General features: G+C 69.7%; 12 protein-coding genes and 2 tRNA genes. 7 read left to right on the top strand and 7 right to left on the bottom strand.

Annotated elements, in window-relative coordinates; genetic code table 11:
• The first annotated feature begins 155 nt into the window (after window positions 1–155).
• The 6 genes from ACFV9T_RS24995 (at window position 156) to ACFV9T_RS25020 (ending at window position 4,708) form a co-directional block, all read left to right on the top strand.
• Window positions 156–509 carry a hypothetical protein gene (locus ACFV9T_RS24995; RefSeq protein ID WP_385444043.1) on the top strand — a complete coding sequence of 118 codons (354 nt, stop codon included), beginning with the start codon at window positions 156–158 and terminating at the stop codon, window positions 507–509.
• A 570-nt stretch (window positions 510–1,079) separates the two neighbouring features.
• Window positions 1,080–1,835 (top strand): hypothetical protein, encoded by a 756-nt coding sequence (locus ACFV9T_RS25000; RefSeq protein ID WP_385444045.1) that lies wholly within the window; start codon window positions 1,080–1,082, stop codon window positions 1,833–1,835.
• Between the two features lie 558 nt (window positions 1,836–2,393).
• Window positions 2,394–3,644 (top strand): helix-turn-helix domain-containing protein, encoded by a 1,251-nt coding sequence (locus ACFV9T_RS25005; protein WP_385444047.1) that lies wholly within the window; start codon window positions 2,394–2,396, stop codon window positions 3,642–3,644.
• Between the two features lie 73 nt (window positions 3,645–3,717).
• On the top strand, window positions 3,718–4,158 hold the full coding sequence (locus tag ACFV9T_RS25010) for a hypothetical protein (RefSeq protein WP_385444049.1): 441 nt from the start codon (window positions 3,718–3,720) through the stop codon (window positions 4,156–4,158).
• Window positions 4,159–4,205: 47 nt separating this feature from the next.
• Window positions 4,206–4,349, top strand: a complete 144-nt coding sequence (locus ACFV9T_RS25015; RefSeq protein WP_385444050.1) for a hypothetical protein — start codon at window positions 4,206–4,208, stop codon at window positions 4,347–4,349.
• On the top strand, window positions 4,346–4,708 hold the full coding sequence (locus ACFV9T_RS25020) for a hypothetical protein (RefSeq protein WP_385444052.1): 363 nt from the start codon (window positions 4,346–4,348) through the stop codon (window positions 4,706–4,708). Before ACFV9T_RS25015 ends, ACFV9T_RS25020 begins: the two co-directional genes overlap by 4 nt.
• 126 nt (window positions 4,709–4,834) lie before the next feature.
• Here ACFV9T_RS25020 and ACFV9T_RS25025 read toward each other — a convergent pair.
• The 3 genes from ACFV9T_RS25025 to ACFV9T_RS25035 form a co-directional block, all read right to left on the bottom strand.
• Window positions 4,835–4,908, bottom strand: a tRNA-Phe gene (locus ACFV9T_RS25025).
• 4 nt (window positions 4,909–4,912) lie between these two features.
• A tRNA-Asp gene (locus ACFV9T_RS25030) sits at window positions 4,913–4,987 on the bottom strand.
• Between the two features lie 130 nt (window positions 4,988–5,117).
• A complete protein-coding gene (locus ACFV9T_RS25035; RefSeq protein ID WP_385444053.1) occupies window positions 5,118–6,281 on the bottom strand; it encodes a hypothetical protein in 1,164 nt (387 codons plus the stop codon).
• Between the two features lie 220 nt (window positions 6,282–6,501).
• Here ACFV9T_RS25035 and ACFV9T_RS25040 point away from each other — a divergent pair, with 220 nt between their 5' ends.
• A complete protein-coding gene (locus ACFV9T_RS25040) occupies window positions 6,502–6,858 on the top strand; it encodes a hypothetical protein (protein ID WP_385444055.1) in 357 nt (118 codons plus the stop codon).
• A 33-nt stretch (window positions 6,859–6,891) separates the two neighbouring features.
• Here the strand turns inward: ACFV9T_RS25040 and ACFV9T_RS25045 are convergent, their stop codons facing one another.
• From ACFV9T_RS25045 to ACFV9T_RS25060, 4 genes are all read right to left on the bottom strand, one after another.
• Complete coding sequence (locus tag ACFV9T_RS25045) at window positions 6,892–8,136, bottom strand: glucarate dehydratase family protein (protein ID WP_385444056.1); 1,245 nt, start codon at window positions 8,134–8,136, stop codon at window positions 6,892–6,894.
• Window positions 8,133–9,032 carry a 5-dehydro-4-deoxyglucarate dehydratase gene (locus tag ACFV9T_RS25050; RefSeq protein ID WP_385444058.1) on the bottom strand — a complete coding sequence of 300 codons (900 nt, stop codon included), beginning with the start codon at window positions 9,030–9,032 and terminating at the stop codon, window positions 8,133–8,135. The genes ACFV9T_RS25045 and ACFV9T_RS25050 overlap by 4 nt, the downstream gene beginning before the upstream one ends.
• Window positions 9,033–9,085: 53 nt before the next feature.
• Window positions 9,086–10,012, bottom strand: a complete 927-nt coding sequence (locus ACFV9T_RS25055) for a carbohydrate ABC transporter permease (RefSeq protein WP_385444060.1) — start codon at window positions 10,010–10,012, stop codon at window positions 9,086–9,088.
• The coding region (locus ACFV9T_RS25060; protein WP_385444062.1) for a carbohydrate ABC transporter permease at window positions 10,009–10,868 on the bottom strand (860 nt) is incomplete at its 5' end. The genes ACFV9T_RS25060 and ACFV9T_RS25055, both read right to left, overlap by 4 nt.

The raw sequence follows: 10,868 nt of genomic DNA on the forward strand, positions 1-10,868 counted from the left end.
CCGCCGCACCCCCACCGACGACGGCACCGGCTGGATCGGCCTGGGCCGCCAGACCGCCACCGACAACTTCGACGCTGTACCGCAACCGTTCAGATCAACCGATGTGAGTAGCCGTGCTCAGGCGGAGTACGCCACCGATGCCTAGTCTCCGGACCGTGACGTCTGTCAGGTGGAACACCTGGCCACTTGCGGGGGATCTGGGGCTTGTGAAGGTGATGGGCAAGACATCGTGGGTGCTGAGCATTGCCGCCGTCGTGCTGTTGATCGGCCCTTGGCTGCTGCCGTCCACCATTCCGCAGCGGATTCGCTTCTTTCCCTTCCCCTTCTTCGCGCCCATGGCGATCGCCGCGGTTGTCTCGGGTGTCAACGCCCTGCGGGACATGCGGGGCAGCGAAAGAGGCAACCGGTGCTGGGCATGGGCTGGGATCACACTCGGTTCGGTGACCATCCTGGTGCCATCGATCGTGATCGTGTGGGCGTGCTGGGATCTGACCCGAGCAGGGGTGTGACCGGCCACAGCGGTCAGCAGTCCGGCGCCATTGATGTCAGCCGCAGGCGTCAGCGGCAACGAAGAAGCCCCCGGCGAGCAATCTCGTCGGGGGCTTTTCGGCGGTGGCTGGGGCCGGGGTCGAACCGGCGACCTTCCGCTTTTCAGGCCGAGTAAGACCGCTGCCGGTGCCCGTTTCGCCTGGCTGGGCGGTCCGCTGACGTCCGCTGCTGGCGTCGGCGTACGCGGCCGTTGGCGTCACGGCTGGCGTCAGGCGATACGTCCTCCAGAGCTACGGGCGGATCGGATCTGCGTTCGTTCGGGTCGCGTGTTGCTGTACAGCACCTGCTGACCATCGCCCCAGGAGTTCGATCCGGCGGGCCCAAATGCCCCGAGCACTCGGGATGCGGGCGGCTGCGGGTTATTGAGTCGGTGTTGTCTGCCGACGTTGATGTCAGGTGTGGATGTCAGGAAGCGGGGTCGTCGGGGTCATGGTCGATTCCAACCACCCGGCCCGGCAGCCCTGTTGGTTCATGTGGCTGCTTGCGATCGAGGCGCTCACGAAGAGGCATGCGTCGGCTACAGTGCGGCCATGCGGCGCGAGTGGAGGGGCGGGGACTACTTCGGCGCAAGGCCGACCCTTGCCAAGGTTAAGGACCTGATCAACGAGGTCGTTCGCCTTTTCGGTGAAGATGTGGAGATTGAGTGTGTGACGGTTGGGCGCGGTTACTACGTCAAAGCCTCGACGGTAGACGACCTCGTCAGCGAACTCGACAACTCAGTCCGCTTAATCAAGAACCTGGAAATCCGCGTAAAGTGCAGCCATACCGATGAGGCGGAGGCGCTGCTGCACTTCGGCGCGCACCCGGGAGCCAGCAGGTGGCATATGCGCTGGCTGCTGTTTCCGTACAGGATGCAGGATGTGTCGAGTTGGTCAGTGAAGCACCCTGATGCGGCAATCGTGGAGAGGATTGCGCGAGAGATTCGAGACAGCTTTGACCAAATGGCTACCAAGCTATGGAGGTTCAAGAGCGGCATCTCGAAGTGGCATGCACTTGTCTCGATTCCGCTTCTTTCCGTGGCTGGAGGCTGGCTCGCGCATCCATGGCATGAGGGCGGGTGGGGTGACTTCCAGTTCTACTTCGCTGGCGCCGCAATGATCCTTTATCGTTGGCTGGTACTCGTATTTGATTACAGGGTTGAGATTCGAGTGAGGCCACCGGCCATCGCATCGTTCTGGACCTCATGGAATCCGAGTAATGCCACGGTGGCAAGAAGTACTGTGCTCGCCACGGTACTTGCTGTACCAGCACTGGTCTTGGCGCTGGTACAGCTATTTCAGGGGTAACCAGTCATTCGCGCAAGCGCCACCAATCCGCTACGTCCGTGTAGTCGGCAGTAGGTCCTTGGCGCCGCAGACGCTGGAGTCGGTGGAGCGGGTTTGGGCGGTGGCCTGCCCGGTCTGGGGTCGGGCATGGTCAGGGGGCCGTACGCTGGTTGGCAACTCGGGCAGGCTTTGGACCTGCCCGGAATTTGAACGAGTGGCCCCCTGGCCTTGCCCGACGCGGGACCCGGACCGGGGAGGTGCCTAAAGCCGTGGAGCCGACCCCCAGCCACGACGGCGCCCTTCTCCTCAGCCAAGGTGCCCGCTGCTGGCGCGGTCCGGCGGTCGGGCCGGAGCGGGGCGGAGGCATGAGCGGCGGCCCGCGCCGCCGGGCCGCGCGCGCCGCGCTTGCGCGGCGACTTGATCTCGTGGAGAAGGTTGTAGCTCAGCTCTTGGTGCTGGGCTGTGACTGCTCGTTGTCTTCGGGGTTCTCGTCGGGCCTGTGGGTGAACGGCCTCACATGGCAGGGGGCTTGGCCCATACCCTGGCGGTGACGAGCTGGGCACAGAGAGGGGCAAGGTCATGCCATCTGATGTCACTCCGGACCCGATGGATCACCCGCTGGTCTTCGGTCAGCGCATGCAGGTCTTCCGTACACGTCGGGGCATGAGCCGTACCGTTCTCGCCGGTCTGCTCGGTAAGTCTCCGAGCTGGGTGAAGCAGGTGGAGAACGGCACGCTCCATACCCCGGGGCTGCCCATGATCTTGCGGGTCGCCGAAGTGCTGCGTGTTCGTAACCTCGGTGAACTCACGGGGGATCAGACCATGCCCGTCGACCTCTTCATCGGACCTGGCCACGCCAAGCTGCCCGCCGTGCGGGACGCGATCGACGACTTTCCCTTCGCCGCCGACCGCGAAGCGCCTTCGGCCGCGCACCTGAGTGCTCGTCTCGCGAGTGCCTGGTCCGCGCGCCATTCCGCGCCCAACCACCGTGAGGTGATCGGCGGTCTCCTGCCGGGCCTCATCCGGGATGCGCAGCTCGCCGTCCGCCAGGCCGACCGGGCCCCCGAGCGGCGGGCGGCGCAGGCCGTGCTCGCCGAGGTCTATGGCCTGAGTCAGTTCTTCCTGGCCTATCAGCCCGACTCGGCCCTGCTGTGGCGTGCGGCCGAGCGCGGCATGGTGGCCGCCCAGGAGAGCGAGGACCCGCACGCGATCGGCGTCGCCGCCTGGCTCACCGCTCAGGCCCACCGCGACAGCGGGCCCGCCCATTTCGACGCGGCCGACGCGGTCACCCTCAAGACGCTGCGCCATCTGACGCCGCTGTTGCCGGACGCGTCGGACGATGTACGTGCCATCGCGGGTGCCCTGCAGTTCGAGGCCGGGTATACCGCTGCTCGCCGTGGGGACACCGGATCCGCCTGGAACCGCTGGGACACCGCCCGCAAGGTGGCCAAGCGGCTGCCCGCCGACTACTACCACCCGGCGACCTCGTTCTCCCGGGCCGTCATGGGCGCGCACGCGGTCACGGTCGCCGTCGAGCTGCATGCGGGCGGGGAGTCCGTACGGCAGGCCGCGAAGGCGGACGCCAGGACGATTCCCTCGCGGCCGCGGCGAGCCCGGCACCGGATCGAGGAAGCCCGGGGCTACCAGCTGGACGGGCAGCCGGAGGCCGCGCTGGCGACGCTGGACAAGGCGTATGAGGCCGCGCCGGAGACGATCCGGTACAACGGCTACGCCCGCCGCATCATCCTGGAAGAGACCGAGTCGAAGTCTCAGGTGCATCGCCGTCGCGCTGCCGAACTCGCGGTGAAGATCGGCGTATTGGCCGCCTGAATGTTCGAGGGGCAGGATTCCTGCCCCTGCCCTGCTTTCGGCGCTCTTACGGTCGGTCATCACCTGATCACCGATGACGCCGGGAGACCCCGTGCAAACGCACCCCAGAACACCCACCCTATGGACGCCGCCGCGCGGCAGCGACGTCGAGATGGTCAAGGTCGGCCCGCACTGGGACGTCCTGCGCGCGCCCGCTGAGATCGGGGAACGGGCGCTGGCGTTACTCGGCGACGCGTCCGGCGCCGTCATCGCCGACTACGGCCTGATGTACTGGCTCATCCCGACGGGCCATGCCCAGCACTGGCGAGGCATGGCTCAGGTGCAGGCGCTCGGTGCGCACGGCGCCGAGGTTACGTACGTCGGCGTGCCGCCCGCGCACTGGAGGGCTGGTCCGCGCCTGCACTGGCGCGTTCCGGTGGGACCGGACCGGTACCTGATCGACGCGGCCCGGCTCCGCGAGGCCCTGGTACGGGCAATCGCCGCTGAGCCCGTCGAGGGGGCGACGGGCCGGTGAGCGTTCAGGTATGCGCCCGTTGCCAAACGACCACCAGGGAACCGGTCGTGGTCGCGATCGGGTACGGCGCGAGCGGTGGCGGCGGCACGGTCTACGCCTGCCCCGACTGCGCGCCCACCTTCCCGAAGCAGCGCGACCCCTTCGAGCAAGCCCTCCCCAATCGCCACGCCCCCGTCAGGCGGCAACGATGACGACTGCGGCCGACCTCGATCCGGCCACGCTCACCCGCGCACAGCTCCAGGGCTGGGCCTGTGTTCTCTGCGGCGCGCACCTCACCGTCGACCGGCCGCTGGGCGCAGTCACTATCGACCATGGGACGACTCGGACGGCGTACGAGGTGTGGGCATGCGATCCCGCCTGCGGCGCACACCCCGCCCCGCCCGAGGAGACGCTCTGGGCACGGTTCCTCGACCACGCCCTGGGCTGCTCCGACTGCCGGGACGGCCAGCGGTGTCCCGCCGGGAATGGCTGCACCGCGCGCCAGCACTCGGACGACGGCGGGCCGATCGGCATCGTCCCTGACACCGATCCCGGCCCGCTGCCGCGCTGAGCCGACCCAGCGGGCGACCATCAGCCACATGTGACCATCGACGTTGATGTCCGAAGCGGATGGCCGCAGGCGTCAGCGGCAACGAAGAAGCCCCCTCCGGCGAACCGGGAGGGGGCTTTTCGGCGGTGGCTGGGGCCGGGGTCGAACCGGCGACCTTCCGCTTTTCAGGCGGACGCTCGTACCAACTGAGCTACCCAGCCGCAGCGGTCCTGACGGGATTTGAACCCGCGGCCTCCACCTTGACAGGGTGGCGAGCACTCCAAACTGCTCCACAGGACCTTGCGTGTGTACGAGCACGAGTCTCGCACAAGGCGGCGTACGGGCCTAACGGGTTTCCGTTGGGGGGGTCGTACTGCCTGCGATGTTCTCGGCGGTGGTTTTTGCTTTCCCCCGCGTCGATGTCGCTGGATCAGCGTATCAGACCTCTGGCCCTGTCCTGACCGCGTCGAGAGCCGTGCGGGCGGGCCTGGGAGGCGAGGCCCGGGTGGTAGAGGTGCAGCTCGTCCGCGCCCGCTGCCAGGCAGGTGGTCCATTCGGCGGCCAGGACTGAAGGGTCCGCCGGGCGGGGTGGGAGGGCCGGGACGTAGGCGGCGAGGCGGGTGGCCGGGGCGGCCAGGGGGCGCAGGGCGGTGAGGTTCGCGGCGCCCTGGTCGGCGCTGGTCCAGGCGGAGGCGACCAGGGTGTCCACGGGGGGTGGGGCGGCGTCCCCGGCGATCGTCGCGAAGGGGCCCGTGGCCCAGGGGTCCGCGCTCGCGTGGAGGGTGATGGGGGCGGGGCCGGAGGTGGCGGCCAGTACCTCGCGGCGCAGCTCGGCGGTGAGGGTGGTGCGGATCGTACGCAGGGTCGAGAGCAGGGCGGGGGGTAGCGGGGTGCCGTCGTCCACGGACTGTCTGACCTGGTGGCGGAGGCGGCGGGGGTCGAGGTCGGCCGCCTCGTAGCGGGGCAGGCAGGCGGCGCAGAAGCACCACGACAGCAGGTGGTCCACGGAGGCGCCCCAATCCGCGCCCGCCGTCTTCTCGTGGTGGCCGCCGTGCCCGAGCCCCAGGGGGCCGCACGCCTCCAGGACCAGGCCGTCCGGCTCGCCCAGCGCCAGGACCTCCCGCACCAGCGTGGTGCAGTACGCCCTGACCTCGGCGGACGAGGGGCACAGGGCGTACGGGTACGGGTCGCCGAAGGCGTTCCGTACGGCCAGGTCGGGGTGGGCGCGGCCGAGGCGGGTGTTGTGGGTGAGGACCGTCCAGGCGTGGACCGGGAGGCCCACGGCGCGCAGGGCGTCGCGGGCCGCCAGGAACGCGTCGGGGCGGGGCATCCAGTCAGGGGTGCCCGGGACCAGCCGGGACCCGGCCCACGCCTCGTCCCGCACCGGCAGGTACAGCGCGGCGTGGTGCGCGTCGACCACCCGGTGCGCGGGGTGGAACGGGGTGGCGGCCCGTACGGAGTGGTACGCGGCGGCCAGCGCCACCGCGTCCACCCCCAGGCCCGCGATCCGCTCGGCGGCGGCCGGGTCACCGGCCACGTCCCAGGGATAGAGGTACGCCGTCGCGCCGATGTGCCCGGAGGAGTCGAGTGTCATCGTTTTTCTGTTTCTGTCGGATTCGTTGTTCGTTACTGTTCCCGGCGGGGAGGTGGTCAGGGTGCATCTGGGCCCTCTGGAACGGGCAGCGGACGGCCGGTGGCTTCTGGGAGATCCGGGGCGTAAGCGTGGGGCGTACCTGGAACTTGGCCCAGAGGGGATCTGTCACCGGGTGAGCGGTGAAGAACCTCGTACGGTGCCGTGGCCCAGGTTGATGATCGTGAACCTGACGGCCGCGACCGGCCGCTGGGCCACCACCAGGACCGCCGGGGCGACGCTGGGTTTGCGGTCCCCCGACTTCGGGCGCTACGGGTGCGCCCTGTGGACGACGCTGCGCCACCCGTACGTGGACTGGCGGGCCTGGTACAGCCATCACGAACGGCGCTACAGCGTGAGCGAGGTCATGCTGGTGCGCACGTTGATCCATCAGGCCCACAAGGCCGGTGCGGAGACGCGGCTGGGTGATCCGCGGTGGCTGGAGAGCGCGGTCGTACGGCTGGCACCGCTGCGGGCCCGGACGCACCGCTCCGCGCGGGAGGCGGTGGCGGAGGTCGTGGGCCCGGCCGGGGAGGGCTGAGCCCCCCGATGGCCGGGCCGTTCGGGCGGCGGGTCACCACCGTGGCAGGCCCGCCGTGAAGTCCGGGTTCACTCGCCGCATGTACCCCGTGTCGTCGCGCTTGCGCAGCCCGCAGGTCAGGTAGTTCTCGTGCAGCCGGGCGAGGACGTCCTCGTCCAGCTCGACGCCGAGGCCCGGGCCGGTGGGGACGGGGATCGCGCCGTCCACGAAGGTCAGCGCGCCCGGCCGCACCACGTCGTCCTGGGCGCTCCACGGGTAGTGGGTGTCGCAGGCGTACGTCAGGTTGGGGGTCGCGGCGGCGAGGTGGGTCATGGCGGCGAGGCTGATGCCCAGATGCGAGTTGGAGTGCATGGACATGCCGAGCCCGAAGGTGTCGCAGAGGGTGCCCAGGTGGCGGGTGCGGGTGAGCCCGCCCCAGTAGTGGTGGTCGCCGAGGACGACCTGCACCGCGCCCTGCGCGACGGCCGCCGGGATGTGGTCGAAGGCGACCACGCACATGTTGGTGGCCAGCGGGAGCGGCGACGCGGCGGCGACCCGCGCCATGCCGGGGATGCCGCCGGTCGGGTCCTCCAGGTATTCGAGGACGCCGTCCAAGGCCCGGGCCACCTCCAGGGAGGTCTCGTGCGTCCAGGCGGTGTTCGGGTCGAGCCGCAGCGGGTGGTCGGGGAACGCCTCGCGGAGGGCGTGGATGGCGGCGATCTCCTGGTCCGGCGGGAAGACGCCGCCCTTGAGCTTGATCGACCCGAAGCCGTACCGGTCGATCATGCGGCGGGCCTGCGCAACGACGCCCTCGGGGTCGAGCGCGGCGCCCCACTCGTCCTCCTCCGCGTCCGGGTGCCCGGCCCACTTGTAGAAGAGGTACGCGCTGTACGGGACGGAGTCCCGCACCGCGCCGCCGAGCAGATCGCTCACCGGGCGGTCGGCCAGCTTGCCCTGGACGTCGAGGCAGGCGACCTCGACGGCGGCGTGCACCCGGCCGAGGTCGAAGGAGGAGATCTTGCCGCCCGCGTAGTCGAAGAGGACCGCCGCCTTCTCGTACAGCTCGCCCAGCGCGTACACGCTCAGGCCGGTCAGATGGGGACGCAGCGCCGCGAGCCGTTCCAGGTGGAGGGTGTCGCCGAACGTCTCGCCGAGGCCCGTCACCCCGTCCTCCGTCACGAGCCGCACGATGCTGCGCAGCGCCCATGGCTCGTGGACGCCGTCCGCGTTGAGCAGAGGGGGGTCGCGGAAGGCGATCGGGGTGATCACCAGGTCCTTGATGCGCATACGTGTGGTCACACCAGTCCTCGTCCGGAGTCGATGATCTTTTGAAGTTCGGCGAGGTGTTCCTCGCTCGGGTCCACCAGCGGCGGTCGTACCCCGCCGACGTCCAGCCCACGCAGCCGCACCGCCGCCTTGATCAAAGAGATGGCGTAGCCGGGGACCGTGTCCCGCAGGGCGACCAGCGGCTGGAAGAACTCGGCCAGCAGCCGTTCGGCGGTCGCGGTGTTGCCGGAGCCGACCGCCCGGTGGAAGGCGAGGGAGACCTCGGGGGCGAAGCAGAACACCGCGGAGGAGTAGAGGTCCACGCCGACGGCACGGTAGGCGGGGACGGTCATCTCGGCGGTGGGCATGCCGTTGAAGAACTGGAAGTCCTCGCCGACCGTGGAGCGCACGGTGAGCACGATGCGCTGCATCAGGTCGAGATCGCCGGTGCCGTCCTTGAAGCCGGTCACCCCGGGGATGGACGCGACGCGGGCGGCGGTCTCCGGGGTGAAGACGGCGTTGCCGCGCTGGTAGACGATCAGGGGCAGCCGGGTGGCGGCGGTGACCTGCCCGACGTAGCGGACCAGGCCCTCGGGCGGGAAGGTGACCAGGTACGGGGGCAGCAGGAGCAGCCCGTCCGCACCGGCCCGCTCGGCGGCGCGCGCGAACCGGTCGGCCAGCGCGACCGGTCCGCCCGCGCCCGCGTAGACGGGGGCGCGGCCGCCGGTGACCTCGACGGCGACGCGGACGACGCGTTCGTACTCGCCGGGCTCCAGGCTGTGGAACTCACCGGTGCCGCAGGCGACGAACACCCCGCCAGGACCGGCGGCGACGCCCTGCTCGATGTGGGTGGCGAGGGTCTTCTCGTCGACGCTGCCGTCCGGGGCGAAGGGCGTGACGGGGAAGAAGAGCACTCCGGTGAGTCTCATACGGACCTCATCAGTGGGGGTGGGGGTGGGGAAAGGACGAGAGACAGCAGCCGTCAGCCCTTCAGCGCTCCCGCCGTCATGCCTCGGATCAGCGACCGCTGCAGCAGCAGATAGACGATCAGGCTCGGGATGAGCGCGAGCAGCGAACCGGCCAGCACCAGCCCCGGCCCGATCGTGTCGCTGCGCATCGTGGAGAGCGCGACGGACAGGGTGTAGTCCGATGGGTCGTTGGCGACGATCAGCGGCAGCAGGTACTGATCCCAGATCATGATGAAGCCGAAGACGGTGATCACGCCGAGCGCCGGGCGGCACAGCGGCAGCATGACCTGGGCGAAGATGCGCCACTCCCCGGCGCCGTCGATCTTGGCGGCCTCCTCCAGCTCCGCGGGCAGCTCCTTCATGAACTCGGTCATCACGAAGATCGAGAATCCCCAGGCGCCGAGCGGCAGGATCATGCCGAGCAGCGTGCCCTTGAGGCTCAGATGGATGACCGGGAGGTCGCCGAGGACGAGCGAGAGGGGGATCGCGATGACTTCCTCGGGCAGCATCATCGTCGTCAGGAAGAGCAGCGACAGGATGGCCCGCCCCCGGAACCGCTTGCGGGCCAGGGCATACGCGGCGAAGACGCTGACGCTGACCTGGAGCAGCAGCGCGCCGCCCGCGACGATCAGCGAGTTGGCGAGGTAGTGCCAGACGTCGCGTTCGCCCGCGACCTTGAAGTTCTCCAGCGTCGGGGAGTTGGGGAGTACGGACAGCTTCGTCGGGTCGGGGTTGTTGTCGAACGCGCCGGAGAACAGCACGATCAGCGGCCCGGCGAACACGGCGAGCGCGAGCAGGCACAGCAGGGCACGGAGCGCCATGCTCAGCAGATGGCTGCGGCCGGTGCGCCAGCCGAGCGCGGTCTCCACGCTCTGCGAGACGCCGACGCCGGGGCGCTGCCCGGAAGTACGGGAAGCACGGGAAGCGAGGGAGAGGGTCACGGCCGGGCCTCCTTCCGTCGCTGGTACCACTGCATCGCGACCGTCAGGCACACCGTGACCAGGAACAGCAGCGTGGCGGCGGCGGAGGCGACACCGATCTCGTTGCGGGTGAATCCGAGCTGGTAGATCCGGGTCATCCAGACGTCGGTGGATCCGGCGGGCCCGCCTCCGGTGAGGACGTAGACCTCGGTGAAGGTGCGGAACCCGCGGATGGCGGCGAGGGTGAGCAGGATCGTGACGACGGGACGCAGCGCGGGCAGGGTGATGTGGCGCAGCCGCTGCCAGGTGTTCGCGCCGTCGAGGGCGGCCGCCTCGTACAGCCCGCGGTCGACCTGGGTGAGCCCGGCGAGCACGATCACCATGTTGTACGGGCCGCCGGTCCAGATGGTGACCGCCATCACGGACCAGAGCGCCGAGCTGGTGTGGTCGAGGTAGTGCAGCGGGCCGATGCCGAGGAAGCCGAGGACGGTGTTGAGGAACCCGGCGCTGGTCGGGTAGTAGAGCAGCCGCCAGATCTCGCCGACGACGGCGGTGGCGGTGACGACCGGCAGGAAGACGGCGGAGCGCATGAACCACAGGGAGCGCGCCGGGCCTTCGAGCAGCAGGGCCAGGACGAAGCCGACGATGACGGAGCCGATGGTTCCGCCGACCGCCAGCAGCACGGTGTGGCCCAGCGCGGCCTGGAACTGCGGATCGGCGAAGACCGACCGGTAGTTGGCGAGGCCCACCCACAGATTGCCGAGGAACGGCCGGACGTCGTAGAAGCTCAGCTGGACGCCCTTGGCCATGGGCAGGTACTTGAAGACGACGAAGAGGAGCAGGGCGGGGGCCACGAACAGCCAGGGCACCCACGACG

Source organism: Streptomyces sp. NPDC059850, assembly GCF_042731515.1.
In the GTDB taxonomy this organism is placed as follows: Bacteria; Actinomycetota; Actinomycetes; order Streptomycetales; family Streptomycetaceae; genus Streptomyces.